Genomic DNA, 18455 nt, shown 5'->3' with positions numbered 1-18455 from the left:
TCAACCTATTGCATGCTCGCAGCAGTCGCTTCATCCACTTCTGTAAATCCAGTTGAAACACTTTGTAGGTTGGTCCCGATTGATTCAATCGCTGCTGCAATTTCTTCTGCTTTGGTTTTAGCAGTATCAATGGCTTGATGGGCAGCATCATTACCGGATAGTTTGGTTTGTTCATCTTTTGAAGCTGCTGCAACTCCCGAAAGTGTATCCCCACTATCTTTTAAAGAAGCCGCTAACTCTTGTGCTGTCTCAGCATTACTTTTAATTTCAATCATTCTAGTTCCTCCCATACTCAATCTATTCATTCATTCTACCAAAATATTGAATATCTGTAAAACCGCTTCCACTGCCCCTACATAGTGATAAATGCTTGCTGGATGGGCCTTTTTTATGTTAAAATTGACAGAGAAAATGAGGTAATGTATGAACGTAATGAATGACATTCTTGAAAAGATTCAAGCTTATGACACGATTATTATCCACCGTCATCAAAATCCGGATCCGGATGCGATTGGTAGCCAAGTGGGCTTGCGGGATCTCCTGCGTGCGCACTTCCCTCAAAAGCGGGTATTGGCAACTGGCTATGATGAGCCGACCTTGACTTGGCTAGCTGAGATGGATGACGTCAAGGATGAGGATTATGAGGGAGCTTTGGTGATCGTTTGTGACACGGCCAATACTCCCCGCATCGATGACAAGCGCTATACGACGGGAGATTTCCTGATCAAGATCGACCACCATCCAAATGACGATGCTTATGGTGATCTACTCTGGGTCGATACCGAGTCTAGCTCTACCAGCGAGTTGATTACCCTGTTTGCCAAGGAATTGGATCTCGAACTCCCGGTTAGTGCTGCTCGTCTCCTCTATGCCGGGATTGTCGGCGATACAGGGCGTTTTCTTTATCCTGCCACTTCGACTCGGACCTTTGAGATTGCTGCAACCCTTCGAAGCATTCCTTTTGATTTTACTTCACTTGCTCGTCAAATGGATACGATCAATCTCAAAACTGCTAAGCTTCAAGGCTATGTCTATGACCATCTCGAGATCGATGAACATGGTGCAGCGCGTGTTACCCTGACACAAGAGCTCTTGAAGAAATTCGATCTACGTGATTCTGAGACTGCTGCCATTGTCGGAGCTCCTGGACGCATCGATACCGTGTCTGTTTGGGCTATCTTTGTTGAGCAGCCTGACGGTCACTTCCGTGTTCGGATGCGGAGCAAACGAAAAGTGATTAACGAAATCGCCAAACGTCATAATGGTGGTGGCCATCCACTAGCCAGTGGAGCCAACTCCTACTCCCTCGAAGAAAACGACCAAATCTACAAAGAGCTACAAGAAGTGGCTCGCACGAACGAAGGCTGAGAACGGTTTCTCAGCCTTTTTATCTTGGTCATGGGGTTTTCATTTGCTCCTTCTTATGGTAAAATAAAGCTAATAAAATTTTTAAGGAGATTTATTATGGAAAAAAATCGTTTGTTTATCATTATCTCTGCTGCAGTAGCGATTCTTAGCTCTTTCTTGCCATGGGCAAGCCTGAATGCTGGAAACTTTGGTTCATACAGCTGGAATGGTCTTCACGGAGATGGATGGTTTGTTATTATCTTCGCAGTCGTTGCGATTGTCCTTGCTTGCTTGAACGATGTGAAATCTTCACTACCAAAAGGTTTTGCAATTGGTGTTATCGTATCAGGGGCTCTCTCAACTATCGTAACATTGATCGATCTATTTGGTGTAAACAAATATGCTGTTAACTTCAATGGTTATGGCGTTTCAATTGGCTTTGGTTTGATCCTTGCTTTAATCGCATCAATCGCTATTGTTGTAACTGGTCTCTTGGCGATGTCAGGCGGTAAAATCACTAAAGGAACATTCGAAGAACTTGCTGAATCTGGTAAAGGATTTGCCCAATCTGTTGGACGCGTGACAACTTCTACTGTAAAAACTGCTGTAAATGAAATCAAAAAAGAATCACACGAACACACTGAGGGACAAGCTGATCAACCAGTTGAAGCACCAAAAGATCCAAATCAATCTGAACAATAATAAGATTAGATTCACCTTGGCTTAGCCAGGGTGATTTTTTTGATCATTATTTTAAATAAAATTAGTGAAAATACTTGTCAAGATCCTGGAAATTTGGTAAACTAGCTTAGTAACAATCTATGGCTCGGAAAGAGACCATGGCAGAAAGGAAATATTGCAAAATGAAAAAAGATATCCATCCAGAATATCGCCCTGTTGTCTTCATGGACACTACTACTGGTTACAAGTTCCTCAGCGGTTCAACTAAATACTCTAGCGAAACAGTTGAATTCGAAGGTGAAACTTACCCATTGATCCGTGTTGAAATTTCATCAGACTCACACCCATTCTACACTGGACGTCAAAAGTTCACTCAAGCAGATGGACGTGTGGATCGTTTCAACAAAAAATACGGTCTCAAATAAGAACCAACACAAAACCACTTCCCTTTTGGGAGTGGTTTTTTTGATCTCTGTTTCTTTTATTGTGAACGCACAAAATAAGAGGTTAGGATGTTGATCCCAACCTCTGTTTTTTATCTTAATGGAACTGCATTCCACCATCCACGATAATGGTTTGACCTGTGATGTAGTTTGAGTCAGGTCCAGCAAGGAAGCTGACAGCCGCTGCTACATCTTCTGGTTCAGAAAGACGTTTCAAAGTGATATCTTTAGCGAATGTTTGCATACCCCATTCGTCGTCTTTGCCTGCGTTCTTCCCAACTTCATGAGCAATGTCAAACATCATTGGAGTCTTAACAATACCTGGTGCATAAGCATTGACAGTGATGCCTGAATCTGCCAAGTCACGCGCCAAAGTCTGTGTGATACCACGAACTGCAAATTTAGTACCACCATAAACAGTCAAGTTAGGGTTACCTACAACACCTGCTTGTGAAGTCGCATTGATGATCTTTCCACCATGACCGAGTGCTTTGAACTGAGCTTGAGCTGCTTGTGCACCCCAAATCACGCCACCAACGTTAATAGCAAATGTACGTGTAAATTGTTCTTCTGTAATTGTATCAAGTGGTGTAGTTGGCGCAACACCTGCATTGTTCACGACAACATTCAAATCTCCAAAATGGTCAACAACTTTTTGGAAAGCTGCAGCCACTTCTGCTTGTTTTGATACATCGGCAACGACTGCAAAAGCATTTTCTGCGGACAACTCAGCAACTGCTTTTTCAGCTGTTTCAGCATTGTAGTCCAATACTCCAACCTTAAAGCCATCTTGCACCAAGCGTTTTGCGATTGCAAAACCAATTCCTTGACCAGCACCTGTGACAATAGCTACTTTAGACATATGATTCCTCCTTGGTATCAATGATACCAGCAAACGTTCCTATCAGAACAGCAAGGGTTGACAACTAGTTTTGATGGGATCTTTTATAAATATCCGACAAAACTATGCTAACAGTATACTCCTTTGTGAAAAAAGTGTCAAACTCTGGCCTGTTATTTTTTAAAAAAAGTTTATTTATATGATATTTTTATTTAGTGATAAGTGAATGAAAGCGTGAAATAGAGTAAAGCTTTTAGCCAAAACGGTTAACTGTTCTATTCTGTAAATCCTACATAAAAAGCCTTCTTTCGAAGGCTTCTCTTAAACTATTCGTTTGATTGATCCCTTTAGTCATCAGACTCCGCAAATACTTGAGTAGCTTTGACTGCTATCTTCCACCCCTTGTACAGCTCTTCCTTACGAGATTCATCCATCTTGGGTTCAAAGATTTGGGCTGCTCCATGAAGAGATTTTAATTCTTCCAAGTCCTTCCAATAGCCTACAGTCAGACCTGCTAGGAAGGCCGCTCCTAAAGCAGTGGTTTCCAAGTTTTTGGCACGAGCAATCGCAATTCCAAGAATATCTGCCTGAAACTGCATTAAATAATCATTTTTCGCTGCTCCTCCGTCTACTTTTAGGACAGGGATAGGAGTTTTAGCATCCACCTGCATGGTGTCGATGATATCGCGTACTTGATAGGCAATGGATTGAAGGGTTGCCTTGATAAAGTCTTCCTTGGTCGTTCCCCGGGTAAGCCCGAAGACAGAACCACGCGCCTCTTGGTTCCAATATGGTGCTCCAAGACCAGTAAAAGCAGGAACCACATAGATTTCATCCTGGTTCTGAGACTTCAGAGCATAGGCCTCGGATTCAGGTGAACTGTCGATCATCCGAAGGCCATCGCGAAGCCATTGAATAGCACTCCCAGCGATAAAGATCGATCCTTCTAATGCATAGTAGACCTTGCCATCGATTCCATAACCAATCGTCGTCAGCAGGTTATTTTCCGATAACTGCATCTCTTCACCCGTATTCATAATGATGAAGGATCCAGTTCCATAAGTGTTTTTGACCATCCCAGGTTCAAAAGCCAATTGACCAAAGAGGGCCGCTTGCTGGTCTCCCGCCATCCCTGCAATCGGCACTTGTCCACCGTAGAAATGGAAAGGCGCTGTCTTGCCATAGATTTCAGAGTTTGACCGCACCTCAGGAAGCATGACTTTAGGAATGTTGAGGATTTCCAAAATCTCATCGTCCCATTTCAGTTCCTTGATATTGTAAAGCATGGTACGGGCTGCATTGGAATAGTCTGTCACGTGGGCAGCTCCATCCGTCAGCTTCCAGACCAGCCAAGTATCAATGGTTCCAAAGAGCAGTTCTCCTTTTTCAGCTCTTTCTTGCGCCCCTTCAACATGGTCCAAGATCCAACGAACTTTAGTTGCTGAAAAGTAGGCATCAATGACTAGACCTGTCTTTTGGTGGAAGGTTTCTACATAGCCTTGGTTTTTAAGTTCTTCAGCCAGTGGAGCAGTTTGACGAGATTGCCAGACAATGGCATTGTAAATAGGAAGGCCTGTGTTCTTATCCCAAACAACTGTCGTCTCCCGTTGATTGGTAATGCCGATCGCCTCTATTTGATTTGGCTTGATGCCACTTTCGATAAAGACCTCAGCGATCACCGACTGAACCGAGTTCCAAATCTCATTGGCATTGTGCTCCACCCAACCAGCCTGCGGAAAAATCTGAGTGAATTCCTTTTGACTAGAGCTGACTTGCTCGCCTTTTTTATTAAAAATGATAGCCCGCGAACTAGTTGTTCCCTGGTCAATCGCCATGATGAAAGTTTCTTGAGACATAAACTGCCCTCCTGAATTAGGTACTTAAAAATCTTGTTCTTTCATCAACTAGTATACTCTATTTCATCATGGATTTGTATCCATTTTTTAAAGAAAATTCGATCTAACATTTTCCTAGTACTTCCAGCTCTATCAGACCAAGCAAAAAGAGCCCTGAGGCTCTTTTAACTAGTAGTTCAAATGCTTATCAAGATCTGCTCTGATCTAACCGATTTAAGAACTCCATGGTAGGGCTGTCTTGGTAAAGTTCTTTGAGAGGAATGTTCTGATAGACCGCTATTTCGTCCGCAGTCACACCGTAACGAATTAATAGATCATAAATACGATTTAAATCATGACGTAATTCATCCGTTATGAGGACATTATCGCTTGTTTCTTTTGTTTTCCAATAATAAGATGGCAGCACTTCCTTGGTTTCAATTAAAATAGTTTGCAACAAAGTCCCACCATGGCTGTCCTTCTGAGAGATATCTGCTCCAAGTTCTAACATTTTTTTAAAAACCTTGAAAGACTCGTCAGCTTTTTCCTTAGACGAATACATCTCATATTGACCATTCCAACGTTTGATCATGCGCCTGCAGTCAAATACAGCTCTTCCACCGGCAGTTTGGATAACCGGTTGACAAAATGGATTCAGCTCTGTAGGTTCTTCAATAAAGTTAAGATCTGCCCCTCTATCAATGAGTAAGTCCGCAATATCTAAATGTCCCGATTTAATAGCGACTTGAAGAAGGGATTGGCCTTGATCTCTTTTAGGTTTGTCACCCGAAACAGCATTGACTTCTTCAGGCTTTTTATCCAATATCTGACGGACTCCTTCGATATCTCCTCTTCGCAATAACTGAAAGGTTTTTTGCATGGTCTTTCCCCCCTTACCTAGTAAATAAATATCAGACTGTGTTAAAACTATGGTCCTACCTCTAGTTTCTTCGTTAAACTGATTATACCATTTTATGGACTCTACATTGAAGTCCTAAAGGGTGAAGATGACAGACTCTCACAGAAAGAGGTTAAACTTTATTTTTCCGATTTTCGTATTGCTACTAGCCAAGAGGATACTAGGATTTCGAACATAACCAGAAGGATAATCTGAGGAAGAGAACTCTGAACCAGCATAAGGACAGCCAGACTATCGATCAGCATGTGAGCGAGGATACAAGGAACAGCACCTTTCGAGTACTCCTTGAGCGCTCCAAATAGGAAGGTATTCCCTAAAATCATCAAGTAAAAGATGAGATAGTTAGACGAACCTGCTGTAATCCAAGGGAGTTGATAGATGGGAATATGCCAGAGAAACCAGACAAAGGAAAGAACCATCATTTTAGATATAAAGTGCTTGCTAAAGGAAAGATGCTCTTGTAAAAACCAACGCCAACCGACTTCTTCTAGACCGCCATATAATAATGTCCAGGGGAAATAAAGGAAGAAGGCCAAGAGGGAGTTCCCAGTAAAGCGAACATTCATGAGCAGGATGGAAATCCCATAATAAATGACGGGGATGAAGAATGCTAGGATCCAGGATAGGGGACTTTCTTTTTGAAGAAAGACCTTTTTGAAAAATTCACCCAAGGAGTTGACTTCACTCAACACCAGAGAAAAAACAGCCGCCACAATCATGGGAATCAAGTTCATTAGGATAAACAGTAGCGAGGCCCCCATACTCCTCCCATCTGGAAAACACCAAAGGATCACTTGCCCGACTAGAAAGGTAGCTAGGAGGGCAGTCAATCCATACCAGATAGCGACTGATTGTTTTGAAATAAATTTGCTCATTTTTCTTCCTTTACAGTTACATACTTCTTTCTTGCAATCCAGATTGCTAAACTAATAATAAGAATTTTACTGACGATAGATAGCCATACCTCTTCATTCACTAGAATCTGAGACAAGGAATTGATACAGGCATGGGTCATGACACTGAGCCATAAATTTTGCGTTTTATGATACAAGGCCGATAAGATAAAGCAGTTAATTAGCAAACCTACTAGAAACGGAAGCAACTGAATGACACCTAAAGAACCATCAATGTAGAAGTATAACAGATGCCAACTAGACCAGGCTAAAAAGGTGATTAAAGTAGCTGAAAGATACGGTATTTTTTCCTCCAAAGTTGGCTGAAAGAAATAACGCCAGCCAATTTCTTCAACTCCACCAAAAAGAAGAGCCTTAAAAAAGAGTACTACTGGCAAGACCAACGATTGAGTGGTTATCTTACCACCAAAGATAAAGGGGAAAAAGTCGAGCAGCAAGAAAACGAGCACTAAACAATAATTAGCTAACCTGTCTTTGACTTGAAAAAAATCTTTGAGAACTTGTTTGAAACTAGATTGATGGTAGCCAATACTAGCAAGACTCCCCCAAAAAGCAGATGATAAGCCAGCTAAAGCAACAGCGATGATCCCCAATGATGATGTAAAATCAACCTTGACTCCTCCTGCTCTTAAAAAACAAACCAGAAGGCTGACTCCTAATACTTGACCAAAGGTCCCTAACAAATACATAGATAGGGCTTGCTTTCTATTCATTCGCGATTCCTTTTTCTTTCAATTAATTACCAGTGCTATCTACCTTAAACCCATACCTACCTGCATTTCGTTTGAGCTTCTCCACTAGCTCTTCATTCCGCTTGCTTTTTCCAAAAAAGAAGGGAATAGTCTTTCCATTTCTAAGCTCGATATAAAAAGCATAGCGAGCCCCACCACCAGATCGTCCACGAAAAATTGCATAGGTGATTTGCTTGATCTCTTTCAGTGGGATCCTGCGACGACTGAAACACAGAGCAACATGGATATAGAAGATTTCACGGTTAATATGGAAGGGCGCAAAGAAGGGACCACCACTACGTCTCGCGATTGCCCTTCTTCTCAAGATAAGGAGAAGAGTGAAAAAGAGCAAGAAAACTAGCACATATAGAATTGGAGCATACTCCATCATCTTTCTAAACTCTAACACGCTGTCTTTCATCTTCTACTTCATCTCTACCCATTTTTCATTGTCCATGATAAAGGGCTTAGCTAGACCTTCGCCTGTGTAGTCCTGGTATTTGGTCTCCAAGTATTTGTAAACATCTTCCTTGGTCGCAAATTTGATGGCTTGGTAAGGCTCTTCAAAGGTTAGCTTTTCAACAAAGAGATAGCCGTCCTTTGCAGGAACCAAGACACCGACGTGGCCGACAAAAAGGGTATTTCCGTCTAGGTTATCATGAACGATAACGGAAAGCATGCGTGCATTTTCATTGAACTTGAAGTTTGAAAAATACTCTTCCATCTTCTTGGCATGGACTTTGACATCCGTTGTCGCCTCTGTCGGAACCCGTGAATACAGAATGTTAAAAACTTCCTTGTCTGCCTCATCGAAGATCTTCCCTTTGTCAATGGCATCATTATCCACGAACAAGAGTTCACTATCCGCTTTCATCTTAGGAATCTCGATGCGATTCTTCAGCAAGGTATAACTATTGATCCGGCAGTTGGTCCCGACAAAATCGCCCTTCTGCTTGGTCCATAAGTCACTGATCTTCTCGACATTGTAGTCTGTTTTCTTGAACTTGCTGAAGTCACCCGTCAAACCGACCGAGCCGACAATGCTATCATAGTCCGTTACTAGACCAAGAAACTTGTCTACACTCTCCTGATCCAAATAAGCAGACAAGAGAGTGCGCACTTCTTCGACACTAGCCTTGCTATTGAGGTTGCTGTATGTTCCCTTGTAGTGCTCCTTGTCTGAACTAGATTTCTGCACAGTGGAAGTTTCCTTCTTTTCCTTGGATTGCTTTTGGTTGGTCCCACAAGCTACTAAAGCAAAGATCGCCAAAGCACAGCTAGTAAGGAGCATGATTTTTTTAGATGGTTTCATAGATTGGTTCCTTCTCTATTGATTAAAATATTTGTACCATAAATTTTTCATATTGATAATCCTTCTCCTATATTATAGTTTAAAACTGGCTTTGCTCCAACTATTTTTTACGAAATGAGAAAAGTTAATAAACAGCAAAAAGAGCTGGCAAATTGTCCAGCTCTTCAATATGTTATAAAAATCAAAATTAAAACTATTGTTTAATTCAACCAATCTATTTTTGCATGTTCTATTGCATACTCAGCTTCTTCTTGAGTAAATTTTCTATTTTCAACAAGTATTTTTAATAGCCTTTCTTTCGAAATGTTGCCACCGTTTGAAGAAGATTCTGCTTCTTTCACAGCGTTCTCCTTCCAATCGAAATGAACATGTTCTATGGCATAATCAGCCTCTTCTTGAGTAAATTTGTCAATATTTATAAGTTGCTCAACCAATTTATTTTTCGAATAATGAAACTCTTGATATGATTTTGCTCTTAAAAGTGCTTGCTCTTTCCAGTCTACATTAAGCTTATTTAAAGCGTACTGAGTAGCATCCTCTGAATAGCTGCTGCCATACTTAGTAAGATAAATTTTAATTTGCTCCTTCGATAAATGCTTTTTTGACCAAGATTTAGCTTCTTCATATGCATATGTATAATCTGGATCTAGTAAAGTTGGAGGAAATAGTCTTTTCATAAACATATTCATTAATGATTCTAAATCATCCTTATTTTTTCTATCACTTGAAGAAGCGTATTCTTGTTTTGATGATTCTAAATCATCCTTATTTCCATCACTTGAAGAAGAGTATTTTTGTACAGGATTAGTCAACTGTGATCCTGAACGTGAATTTATCCATTTATTATAACTTATTTGATACTCAATTGCCATCAGAGCTAGCATTCCTGCAAATAATCCAAAAATTGTAAAAATAAATATCAAAAATTTTTTCATCATGACTACCTTTACTTGTTTTTTTCCAATGGAATCTTTCATCCTCTTGAACTACATTCATTAGTATTATACCATGAAATATTGTTCATTTTTATTTACTAGTGTAAAAGTCTCTATGCTAGTAAATAAAAAAGTGACTGCATTTCAACTGCAATCACTCGTTCAATGTGAGATAAAAAATAATAAAGGATTATTTAATCTTGTGTTTGTTCATCTTTTCTTCAAAGATGGCTGTCATAATCTTGCGGAGCTCTTCTCCTTCTTTTTCAGGAAGGTCCCCTTGACGTTTAGCCACGGCATAGAGTTCAGGGGATTGCTTGGCTACACGCTCAACTGTCTTGGTCGTCGCATGCCCTCTGACAAAGAATGGAATACGTTTGATCCATTCTTGCGGGACTAAAGCGAGCAACTTCTTCGCCGCTTCTTTATCAGTAATCTCAGCTGTACTCAAACCTTGGTTGATTTGTTCTTGTTCTTTTTCTGTAAAATCTTTTAATTCCATAGTAAATTCCTCATTTGTTTATCTAAGGACACATTATACACCTATGTAGTGAAAACTACAACTAAAGGAACCGAAAAATAGAGCAAGGGCAAGTCATCCCTCACTCTATCTCTTAATCGTAAAATCTTATGAAGGATATTAATTTCCGATTTACTGTGGAGCATCACCCTTTTGCTTTAAATAATAGTCACTTGCCTCAGTTAGTTTTTTATAATAATGATCGTAACTCTTACTAAATTGTCTAATCAGCGGAATAGCGACCTCATAGTAGTGATGGTCCATCAAAAATGTTTTCAGTTGATCTTGAATATTTTTCATTGGACTTGTTTTGTAATCATCACTGTTCAAATAGCGATCATAAATAGAAATTGTGTCCTTATTTTCATTATGCCACTTTTCATTACTTTCTATCGTAGCTATTTTAGATTCATCAGCCTCTTTTAAGTTCTTCAAATCAATAGTAAAATTATTGTTTAATTTAACCAATCTACTTGAGCATGTTCTATTGCGTACTCCGCTTCCTCTTGAGTAAATTTTCTATTTTCAACAAGTATTTCTAATAACCTTTCTTTCGAAATATTGCCACCGTTTGCAGAAGATTCCGCTTCTTTCACAGCTTCCTCTTTCCAATCGAAATGAACTTTTTCTATAGCATAGTCAGCCTCTTCTGGAGTAAATAGATCAACATCTACAAGTTGCCCAACTAACTTTTCTTTTGAATAATGAAACTTTTGATATGATTTTGCTCTTAAAACAGCCTGCTCTTTCCAGTCTATATTAAGCTTATTGACAGCGGACTGGGAAGTATACTCTGAATACCTGCCATACTTAGTAAGATAATTTTTAATTTGTTGCTTCGATAAAGGAGATTTCTCTGACCAAGATTTAGCTTTTGCATATGCCCTTGTACTTACTGGTACTAGTAAATTTTCTTTCGGTTCTGGAAAGCTTGATCTATGATGAGCCGCTTCATAAGCTCGAATATATTCATTATATATCATAGCTAACATTCCTAACATCAATCCAAACATTGTAAAAATAAATATCAAAAATTTTTTCATAATGAATACCTTTACTTGTTTTTAGTCTAATTTGTTATTTTGTGCTTAATAAAACAATATTGTCACTCAACACTAGGAGAATTAACTTCTCCAGTCACTCAAAACAATTCCTATAGAATCCTTCAATAACGGTTTTATTAATCCCTGTTTAAATATAGCAACTCATTCTTAATGATGTTAAAAAATGAGTTGGTTCCATAAAAGACTCAACATTTGTGACAGGACCACCAGGCAATGTCATTCCTTGCCTAGACTCTTTCTCACGATCCATAACAAGAACTCTATCGCCGTCTCTTACCATACAAAGATTTGTGAATTCTAGAGTCTCATTCATAGCCCTATTTCCTAGCTATGTTTCCATTTTTTCTTATCGACAGCCTAACATTTCATCCTAGTCACCTTTTAGTTGCACTTGCGTATGGGCTAGCAGGTCACCTATATGCCTCTTATCTTTCCTAAACAGCGTCATTACCAGTAGCAAAACTGCGAGTAGAGTTGCTGAAAACGAGAGGCTAATGGATAATCCGTCAAAATTACTATAGAAACCATGAATCGTGCCCATATGACCAATTTGCCAAGGTAAAAATTTAATGGTGTTTCTGATTAAGCTAGCTTGCACTGTTTTTTTCTGGTAGACCAGCTCAAGTCCCGCTTTTCCCTTCCCCAAGCTCCCATTTTTTGCATAATCCAAATATGTAAACAGGAGGGTGATTGGCAAAATAGATGTTAAAAATACAAGCCACTGTGACTGAATTTCTGTAAACTCTGGGACACCATTAAAAAAAATGATGTAAATAAGCATCGAACCTATAAACAGAAAAACTAAATAAGTTAGAATGAAAAGATAATCAAATAGAAATTCTATCATTCTTTTTTTAACCGAAATAGGATTGATTGCTAACATCTTCATCGCCGGCTCCTCCTTTCTCATCTCCATTATAATATAAGGGTACGAATAAAGAAACCATTTATAAAAAAAGACTGAAATACCTAAATTCCAGTCTTCTTTCTTATTAATCTTCTCTATAAATAACAAATCCATTTGGTTGGATAACCAATTGATCATCAGAGATGCTCCCAAGGCTGATCAGATCTGCTTGTTCTCTTTCTAAGACAACGTCTTTCTTGGAGTGGTTAAAATATGCTTTGAGGAGCTGTCCTTCATACCGCCATTCTACTGCCAGTATATCTAGCTCTACTTCTTCCAGACTCACTTTACCATACTGAATCATGCCTGCTACTTCTTTTCTGAGCTGGATCAAGTCCTTCATAAAGTTCAGCATGTCATTGTCTGCTGACACGCGCTCCCAGGGCATGACACGGCGGCAATCCGGGTCTGGGCCACCGATGAGAGCTAGCTCCGTTCCATAATAGATACATGGCGTTCCCCGTTGCAGATAGAGGAAGGCGAGGGCAGACTTGACGGACTGAAGTTTGCCTTTGGCAGTCGTCAAGATTCGCTCTGTATCATGCGAGTCCAAGAGGTTGAACATAACCTCAGAGATCTGCTGCCTGTAGTACATGGACTGGCTATTGATCTCCCAAATGAAGCGCTGGGTCTCCTTATGCCCCCGTAGGAAATAATCCTTGATACTCTCAGAGAGGGGGTAATTCATCACGGCATGGAACTCATCACCATTAAGCCAAGGTTGGGACGAATGCCAGATTTCTCCAAGGATATAGAGGTTTGGTTTCTTGGCCAAGACCGCTTTACGGAAATCCCGCCAGAATTGATGGTCGATCTCATTGGCCACATCCAGTCGCCAAGCATCAATATCAAACTCTTCAATCCAGTAAGTCGCCACCTTCAAGAGATAGGCCTTCACCTCAGGATTAGCCGTATTGAGCTTAGGCATAAAGCCCGCAAAGGCAAAAGCATGGTAAGATAAGTTGCGACTATTCCACAGATTTTCTGAGGAGACAGGGAACTCTTTGATATGGAACCAGTCCTTGTAAATCGAATCCTCCCCGTATATGACCACATCCTGCCATTGGGGTGAATCATAGCCAATATGGTTGAAGACGGCATCCAGCATGATCTTCATCCCACGCGCATGGGCCTCTTTCACTAGCTGGCGGAAGGTCTCCTTATCTCCAAAATGTCGATCAATTTCAAAATAATCAATGGTATCGTACTTGTGATTGCTCGGCGATTCAAAAATCGGGCAAAGATAGAGCCCTGTAATCCCTAGATCCTGCAAATAGTCCAAGTGATCGATGATCCCTTGCAAATCACCACCAAAGAAATCCAATACTTGAGGAGCAATAGAGGCATCCCAAGGACGAACACCTTCTGGCGAAATGGCTGGATTCCCATTGGCAAAGCGCTCAGGAAAAATCTGATACCAAACCGTCTGAGCCACCCAATCTGGAACAGCACACCCATCAATCTCATGGATAAAGGGAAGCTTAAAACCGTTCATGACGAAGTCCAGGTTCTCCTTGTTGTAGGCTGCCACACCCCGATCTCCGTACAAGACCTTCTCTCCCGCTGTGTCCTCTAATTCAAAGAGGTACTGGATCCGGGCATGGCGGACAGATACCGACACTTGCCAATAATCAAAGAGGTCGTCTGTCGTCACCTTGTCCATTTCCTTAGTTGCCTCATAAAGATCCTCTATAAAAATAAAGGGATCCCCATAGTGCAAGACAATTCGTTTGATATCTTCTTTCTTGGTCCGGATGCGAATGTGAAGCTGGCCGTCCTTATAAAGATAGGCGTACTCCGATTCAGGCCTGTGATAAATCGCTGTTAATTCCATCTGTCTCGTCTCCTACTATACTCTCTTTTCATCATTTACCAATTTATGCAAACGATTACACAAAACTCATTCTAGTATACAACTTTAGAAAAAGGTTTGCAAGATCTTGTGAGATAATTTTAGACTACTCACTTTTTAAGATTGTAATGCAATACAAAAAGCCCAGCAATTGGGCTTAAAGATTTTTGTTGAAGCAATGACTTTACCTTATAAGCATCACTTTATACTGTTTCCTACTAAAATATACTACAGATCTATATTTCTGTTAATAGTTTATTGAACAGTTGTTCGAGCTTACTAGTATCTCCATAAACTGTTCCATCCATATATAAGTGATAGATATCATCATCTAAACCAATTGAAATTTCACATTCATACCCTTTCATCAAAGCTAAAGAACGGATAACTTCTCGTTGAGTACGACCATTTCCTTCTCGAAATGGGTGAAAATAATTTAGATTATCTAATATCTCAGCTAAACTTTTACAAATCTCAATTTTATTATTTGCGTTAAGTAAATAGTTTGAAAGCAAGGTATTTAAAAATTTTTCTGCCATATCAAAAGACTGAACTGGCATAAAAGCATTTCCACTTTTAGAGATATTTACTTGACGGTATTGACCTGCCCAAGTATACATTCCTTCAAAAAGAAACTTATGAATCTTTAAAATATCTGAAACAGTATTTACTTCAATTGGATTAATAAACAGTTTTAAACTTTGGCTTGCTACTAAACGATATTCTAATTCTCGTGCTTTATTATCATTTTTCTCATTAAATTTATTTATGAGAACAGATGAATGGGGATAGGTGTATAAATTATCAGGGTCTATATAATCATACCCATCATATATTTTTCTGACCATTATCCAACTCCTAATGCAACTGCCTCTTCTCTCAGTCGCTCCACGTCTTCTACCGTGGGATGCCATCCTTCAATCATATTGGTGCTCAGAGCAAACCAGACGCTCTTAAAAACCTTTTTGTTGTCAAAAATCACACCCATAATCATCATTTTTTCTTTATCTATATCTAAGGTCATATTCTACCTCCGTCCTATTATTATAGCATATTTTCAATCATTTTAGTTCTCCTATTTAGTACTTACCCTACACAAAGAGCCCAGCGATTGGGCTTTCTCATTATCATAATAACTTATACTCATTCCTTACTTGTATGCCGCTTTCCAAGACTTAGCGCTTGCTCTTCTGACATTTCAACTACTTTCGCAAAGTTGGTATTTCGTGGCATGCTATCTTTAGAATACCAATAAACATCCGCACTCCCATTTCTGGCCACATAAACAACTGGAGCTAGTTGAGGAATTGGTGCTGCAGGCTCGACAGGTTGGACTGGCTGAACTGGCTCTACTGCTTGACTCGGTTGAGGGGCTTGACTTGGTTGCGTCTCTACAGAAGGACTAGCAGGTTGAGGTTGACTACTTGGTTCTGTCGGCACTAAAGATGGCTTGGCAGTCCCCTTGAGATAGTCAATGGTCGCATTCTTAGAGTAGTTGTCCAAGGTAACGGTGGTGATCCCATAAGCATCTACTGACTCTTTGGGACTACTTAAATTGATTGGTAGAAGGTTGCCATCTCGATCAATTCCTACATATTGCAAGGTCACCTGCCGAGGAATTAATTCATCCCCCGTATAGACCGGAGTCACCTTGTAGTCCAGCCAATAATTGGGGTGGGTGGATAGCCAGCTATCGAGTCGTTTCTCGTAGTAGAGCATGCCCTCCACATTGCTATCTGCTGTCCCTTTATAATTCCCCGTATTGGTCCAGGCAGTTAGAGGAACCAGATTTTTCCCTTCATTGGTCAGACCGCTAAACTGATAGCCGATCAAATGCCCTCTATGGAACAACCAGGCCTTCTTTCCTTTATTTCCATAAGCAATCTTATAATTGTGCCAGCCAACCGGATTATAGCTGAGACGTGGTTCTCTTTTTTTCTTTGGCTCATCCTTGTCCTGCAGCTGAATATGAGCGGAGGTTGCACGACCCAAATGATCAAAATCCCCCAGTACTAGCTGCTTATTGCCATTAAAAGGCAGTAGATGAAGACTCTGGTAATCGAGTCCAGTTTGCTGAGCTTGAACCCCATGAACAAAAGTTAAGGTCATGAAAACCGCGACTATCCCAACGATGACATTTTTCAAAAATCGTTTTGTAACCATAATAAACTCCCGTATTACTATCTAGTATTATTATAGCAGAAAAAAGCGGTTACAAACATAGAAGATCTGTTTAGATTTCGATTTTTAGTTTTACCAAATATAACGATGGATCCCCTATACCAAGTTTTTACAGCAAGTCTACATTTATACCAGCTTCATCTTTCAATTATATGTTTTTAATGAGTTAATTTTCAATTTGATGTTCTTTGATATACAAAATACGGACCAGTATTTAAATATATAAAATGATCTACAGCAATCCTAAATCAACTTATATTCATACCACTCTTCGTCTACTTTCTGAAATCCCAAAGCCAAAAACATTCTTTGACTTTGAGTATTAAAATGATAAATTTGAGCAGTTACCTTAACCATTTTTTTCTCTTTGGCCAACTGTATCATTTCAGAAATACACCGTCTTCCGATCTGTAAATTCTGATACTCTTTGCTGATCACTATAGAAAGCTCTGAATTATCTTGAAGTGTCACATCTCCAACTAACACTCCCTCATATTGGATATAATAGCAAGAACCATGTGAAGATAGGTAATCATACATTTTATGAAGTTTTGTTACATCGTAAATCTGATCAGTATTATCCACCTGTTTGCAAACCTCACTATCTTGATACCAAAGAAGGGAGATCTCATCATTCCTATAATAAGGAATAAGAGTGATCTGATCGTCTACTATTCTATTCATCATGAATTGTTCTTATTTCTATTTAGAGCTTTCTTCCGATACTTCAATATTCCCAATCAACCAATTGGACATCTTTTTGCCTTTGTCTTTATAAGGGTTGGGAGGAAACAAGGTAAATGGGGGAATGCTGGCATCTGGGAAGAATAGTTCTACGCTTATCGTTCGCTCGCGGTTATTGTTGACGTAGGCTGTAAAATAGATATGGTAATGTCCGCTCACATCACCACCATTATCATACTCTCCTCTAGCAGTATTTGGTAAGAGCGTCACAGATTTTATGTCTTGCCTTTCCTGAGCTAAGTGTGCGATGATTTCACTCTTAATAGCAGCCTCATGATTTCTGACAAAATTCCCATCATCACTATATCCAGGATGCTCACTAAGAGAATAGAAAATAATGACCATCAGAAAAGGTAGGGAAACTAAAAAAATAATCAGCTTATTCGATTTTAACATGGGGTCCTCATCCTACTTATAAAAAATCTTGACCCAATCCTGCTTTGCACTGAGTATACGAGCAACATACACTGTATGCTTCTCAATATAATAAAATGCGAGATAGTTCTCTATTGGCATATAACGATAGGGTTTCACATCATTCGTCATCTCACCATAGCCCCGGCTTGATACCAGAGGACAGGCTTCTGGAAACAGTTCTAGGGTCTCAAGAGCACTTAATAGCAAATCAACTTTGCCATCTGCAGCTTGCTGGCTATAAAAATTCACAAGAATATAGTCGTGAATGCCACGCAAGTCCTGCTTAGCCTGATCTGCAAGAAAGACCTGATAGCGTTTCAACTTAGTCAAGACCAAATTCCTTTCTCACATCGGCTACAGAAGTGACTTTCCCTTGAGCAATTTCCTGGTGCCCAACTAAAATCTCCTTCTTCAAATCCTCAAAGGCCACTTGATACTGCGTGTTCTGCAAATCACTTGAAACAAATTCTCTTGGATCCACAGTCCCGTTAGCAATTTTTCGAAGTGCTGCATTTAGGACATCTGACACAGAAATTTTTTCATCAGCAAGTACCTCTTTTGTTTTCTGGTAAAACATCTCATCTGCTCGAAAATTCACTGCTTTCGTGTTTGCCATTTCTACCTCTCCTTTGTACATACAATTTGTATATACATTCTACCATACGAAAGAGAAGGGATTCAAGTGAAAAATGGATTCTTCTTTCACTAAATCTAATTAAGAGATACCGTTAGTTAATCTATATTCTTTCTCTCGTGTCAACTGATACCTCTTAGAATCAACAATTTAAGTAGATTCCACATCTTAATTTAAC

The 18455-nt window shown here is 39.7% G+C and carries 24 protein-coding genes; 3 read left to right on the top strand and 21 right to left on the bottom strand.

All coding sequences use genetic code 11. From position 1 onward, the window contains the following. Positions 1-5: 5 nt before the first annotated feature. The gene (locus QM351_RS01930) at positions 6-275 is read right to left on the bottom strand and encodes a TIGR04197 family type VII secretion effector (protein WP_414326323.1); all 270 of its coding nucleotides are present in this window, start codon (positions 273-275) and stop codon (positions 6-8) included. Between the two features lie 148 nt (positions 276-423). On the opposite strand from QM351_RS01930, the gene QM351_RS01925 reads away from it, so the two are divergent. From QM351_RS01925 to QM351_RS01915, 3 genes are all read left to right on the top strand, one after another. Beyond that, positions 424-1368 (top strand): DHH family phosphoesterase, encoded by a 945-nt coding sequence (locus QM351_RS01925; protein ID WP_414326322.1) that lies wholly within the window; start codon positions 424-426, stop codon positions 1366-1368. 96 nt (positions 1369-1464) lie between these two features. Beyond that, positions 1465-2049: a DUF5336 domain-containing protein gene (locus QM351_RS01920; protein WP_129824138.1), complete on the top strand. Its 585-nt coding sequence runs from the start codon at positions 1465-1467 to the stop codon at positions 2047-2049. Positions 2050-2210: 161 nt separating this feature from the next. Then, positions 2211-2453 carry a type B 50S ribosomal protein L31 gene (locus QM351_RS01915; protein ID WP_003016441.1) on the top strand — a complete coding sequence of 81 codons (243 nt, stop codon included), beginning with the start codon at positions 2211-2213 and terminating at the stop codon, positions 2451-2453. Positions 2454-2568: 115 nt separating this feature from the next. Here the strand turns inward: QM351_RS01915 and QM351_RS01910 are convergent, their stop codons facing one another. The 20 genes from QM351_RS01910 to QM351_RS01815 form a co-directional block, all read right to left on the bottom strand. Then, complete coding sequence (locus QM351_RS01910) at positions 2569-3333, bottom strand: (S)-acetoin forming diacetyl reductase (RefSeq protein ID WP_003006860.1); 765 nt, start codon at positions 3331-3333, stop codon at positions 2569-2571. A gap of 326 nt (positions 3334-3659) precedes the next feature. Further along, positions 3660-5168 carry a glycerol kinase GlpK gene (glpK, locus tag QM351_RS01905; protein ID WP_155125316.1) on the bottom strand — a complete coding sequence of 503 codons (1509 nt, stop codon included), beginning with the start codon at positions 5166-5168 and terminating at the stop codon, positions 3660-3662. Between the two features lie 187 nt (positions 5169-5355). Beyond that, positions 5356-6027 (bottom strand): ankyrin repeat domain-containing protein, encoded by a 672-nt coding sequence (locus tag QM351_RS01900; RefSeq protein ID WP_414326320.1) that lies wholly within the window; start codon positions 6025-6027, stop codon positions 5356-5358. Between the two features lie 158 nt (positions 6028-6185). Continuing rightward, positions 6186-6941, bottom strand: coding sequence for a CPBP family intramembrane glutamic endopeptidase (locus QM351_RS01895; RefSeq protein ID WP_414326318.1), 756 nt, complete (start codon positions 6939-6941; stop codon positions 6186-6188). After that, a complete protein-coding gene (locus tag QM351_RS01890) occupies positions 6938-7693 on the bottom strand; it encodes a lysostaphin resistance A-like protein (protein WP_414326316.1) in 756 nt (251 codons plus the stop codon). The genes QM351_RS01895 and QM351_RS01890 overlap by 4 nt, the downstream gene beginning before the upstream one ends. Before the next feature lie 22 nt (positions 7694-7715). Beyond that, the gene (locus tag QM351_RS01885; protein WP_049483174.1) at positions 7716-8132 is read right to left on the bottom strand and encodes a hypothetical protein; all 417 of its coding nucleotides are present in this window, start codon (positions 8130-8132) and stop codon (positions 7716-7718) included. A gap of 3 nt (positions 8133-8135) precedes the next feature. Beyond that, positions 8136-9023 carry a DUF4300 family protein gene (locus QM351_RS01880; RefSeq protein WP_049483176.1) on the bottom strand — a complete coding sequence of 296 codons (888 nt, stop codon included), beginning with the start codon at positions 9021-9023 and terminating at the stop codon, positions 8136-8138. 200 nt (positions 9024-9223) lie between these two features. Beyond that, positions 9224-10000, bottom strand: coding sequence for an Ltp family lipoprotein (locus QM351_RS01875; protein WP_414326313.1), 777 nt, complete (start codon positions 9998-10000; stop codon positions 9224-9226). Between the two features lie 148 nt (positions 10001-10148). Next, the gene (locus tag QM351_RS01870; RefSeq protein ID WP_049485929.1) at positions 10149-10460 is read right to left on the bottom strand and encodes a hypothetical protein; all 312 of its coding nucleotides are present in this window, start codon (positions 10458-10460) and stop codon (positions 10149-10151) included. A gap of 150 nt (positions 10461-10610) precedes the next feature. Beyond that, positions 10611-10946 (bottom strand): hypothetical protein, encoded by a 336-nt coding sequence (locus QM351_RS01865; protein ID WP_003006842.1) that lies wholly within the window; start codon positions 10944-10946, stop codon positions 10611-10613. Further along, positions 10934-11521 (bottom strand): Ltp family lipoprotein, encoded by a 588-nt coding sequence (locus tag QM351_RS01860; protein ID WP_049483180.1) that lies wholly within the window; start codon positions 11519-11521, stop codon positions 10934-10936. Before QM351_RS01860 ends, QM351_RS01865 begins: the two co-directional genes overlap by 13 nt. Positions 11522-11912: 391 nt before the next feature. Further along, positions 11913-12452 (bottom strand): RDD family protein, encoded by a 540-nt coding sequence (locus tag QM351_RS01855; RefSeq protein ID WP_414326709.1) that lies wholly within the window; start codon positions 12450-12452, stop codon positions 11913-11915. 82 nt (positions 12453-12534) lie between these two features. Next, a complete protein-coding gene (locus tag QM351_RS01850; protein ID WP_414326310.1) occupies positions 12535-14283 on the bottom strand; it encodes a glycoside hydrolase family 13 protein in 1749 nt (582 codons plus the stop codon). 254 nt (positions 14284-14537) lie between these two features. Continuing rightward, positions 14538-15149 (bottom strand): Fic/DOC family protein, encoded by a 612-nt coding sequence (locus tag QM351_RS01845; RefSeq protein ID WP_023023568.1) that lies wholly within the window; start codon positions 15147-15149, stop codon positions 14538-14540. Continuing rightward, positions 15149-15325, bottom strand: a complete 177-nt coding sequence (locus QM351_RS01840) for a hypothetical protein (RefSeq protein WP_141760623.1) — start codon at positions 15323-15325, stop codon at positions 15149-15151. The genes QM351_RS01845 and QM351_RS01840 overlap by 1 nt, the downstream gene beginning before the upstream one ends. A 119-nt stretch (positions 15326-15444) precedes the next feature. Next, positions 15445-16464, bottom strand: a complete 1020-nt coding sequence (locus QM351_RS01835) for a DNA/RNA non-specific endonuclease (protein ID WP_414326308.1) — start codon at positions 16462-16464, stop codon at positions 15445-15447. A gap of 261 nt (positions 16465-16725) precedes the next feature. Further along, positions 16726-17169, bottom strand: coding sequence for a GNAT family N-acetyltransferase (locus QM351_RS01830; protein WP_129299339.1), 444 nt, complete (start codon positions 17167-17169; stop codon positions 16726-16728). 15 nt (positions 17170-17184) lie between these two features. Beyond that, entirely contained in the window at positions 17185-17622 is a 438-nt protein-coding gene (locus QM351_RS01825) for a hypothetical protein (protein WP_023026904.1), read from the bottom strand. Positions 17623-17634: 12 nt separating this feature from the next. Next, a complete protein-coding gene (locus QM351_RS01820; protein ID WP_023026905.1) occupies positions 17635-17973 on the bottom strand; it encodes a type II toxin-antitoxin system RelE/ParE family toxin in 339 nt (112 codons plus the stop codon). Then, positions 17966-18259, bottom strand: a complete 294-nt coding sequence (locus QM351_RS01815) for a hypothetical protein (protein ID WP_049474732.1) — start codon at positions 18257-18259, stop codon at positions 17966-17968. Before QM351_RS01815 ends, QM351_RS01820 begins: the two co-directional genes overlap by 8 nt. Positions 18260-18455: the final 196 nt, after the last annotated feature.

It is taken from the genome of Streptococcus parasanguinis, from assembly GCF_047465465.1.
GTDB classification, from domain to species: Bacteria; Bacillota; Bacilli; order Lactobacillales; family Streptococcaceae; genus Streptococcus; species Streptococcus parasanguinis_AI.
This window is presented reverse-complemented; position numbering and strand designations above follow the sequence as displayed.

What these genes read in the sequence shown, in the direction of transcription:
- QM351_RS01930 (WP_414326323.1), bottom strand. Translation starts at nt 275, where the DNA reads ATGATTGAAATTAAAAGTAATGCTGAGACAGCACAAGAGTTAGCGGCT.
- QM351_RS01925 (WP_414326322.1), top strand. Translation starts at nt 424, where the DNA reads ATGAACGTAATGAATGACATTCTTGAAAAGATTCAAGCTTATGACACG.
- QM351_RS01920 (WP_129824138.1), top strand. Translation starts at nt 1,465, where the DNA reads ATGGAAAAAAATCGTTTGTTTATCATTATCTCTGCTGCAGTAGCGATT.
- QM351_RS01915 (WP_003016441.1), top strand. Translation starts at nt 2,211, where the DNA reads ATGAAAAAAGATATCCATCCAGAATATCGCCCTGTTGTCTTCATGGAC.
- QM351_RS01910 (WP_003006860.1), bottom strand. Translation starts at nt 3,333, where the DNA reads ATGTCTAAAGTAGCTATTGTCACAGGTGCTGGTCAAGGAATTGGTTTT.
- glpK (WP_155125316.1), bottom strand. Translation starts at nt 5,168, where the DNA reads ATGTCTCAAGAAACTTTCATCATGGCGATTGACCAGGGAACAACTAGT.
- QM351_RS01900 (WP_414326320.1), bottom strand. Translation starts at nt 6,027, where the DNA reads ATGCAAAAAACCTTTCAGTTATTGCGAAGAGGAGATATCGAAGGAGTC.
- QM351_RS01895 (WP_414326318.1), bottom strand. Translation starts at nt 6,941, where the DNA reads ATGAGCAAATTTATTTCAAAACAATCAGTCGCTATCTGGTATGGATTG.
- QM351_RS01890 (WP_414326316.1), bottom strand. Translation starts at nt 7,693, where the DNA reads ATGAATAGAAAGCAAGCCCTATCTATGTATTTGTTAGGGACCTTTGGT.
- QM351_RS01885 (WP_049483174.1), bottom strand. Translation starts at nt 8,132, where the DNA reads ATGAAAGACAGCGTGTTAGAGTTTAGAAAGATGATGGAGTATGCTCCA.
- QM351_RS01880 (WP_049483176.1), bottom strand. Translation starts at nt 9,023, where the DNA reads ATGAAACCATCTAAAAAAATCATGCTCCTTACTAGCTGTGCTTTGGCG.
- QM351_RS01875 (WP_414326313.1), bottom strand. Translation starts at nt 10,000, where the DNA reads ATGAAAGATTCCATTGGAAAAAAACAAGTAAAGGTAGTCATGATGAAA.
- QM351_RS01870 (WP_049485929.1), bottom strand. Translation starts at nt 10,460, where the DNA reads ATGGAATTAAAAGATTTTACAGAAAAAGAACAAGAACAAATCAACCAA.
- QM351_RS01860 (WP_049483180.1), bottom strand. Translation starts at nt 11,521, where the DNA reads ATGAAAAAATTTTTGATATTTATTTTTACAATGTTTGGATTGATGTTA.
- QM351_RS01855 (WP_414326709.1), bottom strand. Translation starts at nt 12,452, where the DNA reads ATGAGAAAGGAGGAGCCGGCGATGAAGATGTTAGCAATCAATCCTATT.
- QM351_RS01850 (WP_414326310.1), bottom strand. Translation starts at nt 14,283, where the DNA reads ATGGAATTAACAGCGATTTATCACAGGCCTGAATCGGAGTACGCCTAT.
- QM351_RS01845 (WP_023023568.1), bottom strand. Translation starts at nt 15,149, where the DNA reads ATGGTCAGAAAAATATATGATGGGTATGATTATATAGACCCTGATAAT.
- QM351_RS01840 (WP_141760623.1), bottom strand. Translation starts at nt 15,325, where the DNA reads ATGACCTTAGATATAGATAAAGAAAAAATGATGATTATGGGTGTGATT.
- QM351_RS01835 (WP_414326308.1), bottom strand. Translation starts at nt 16,464, where the DNA reads ATGGTTACAAAACGATTTTTGAAAAATGTCATCGTTGGGATAGTCGCG.
- QM351_RS01830 (WP_129299339.1), bottom strand. Translation starts at nt 17,169, where the DNA reads ATGATGAATAGAATAGTAGACGATCAGATCACTCTTATTCCTTATTAT.
- QM351_RS01825 (WP_023026904.1), bottom strand. Translation starts at nt 17,622, where the DNA reads ATGTTAAAATCGAATAAGCTGATTATTTTTTTAGTTTCCCTACCTTTT.
- QM351_RS01815 (WP_049474732.1), bottom strand. Translation starts at nt 18,259, where the DNA reads ATGGCAAACACGAAAGCAGTGAATTTTCGAGCAGATGAGATGTTTTAC.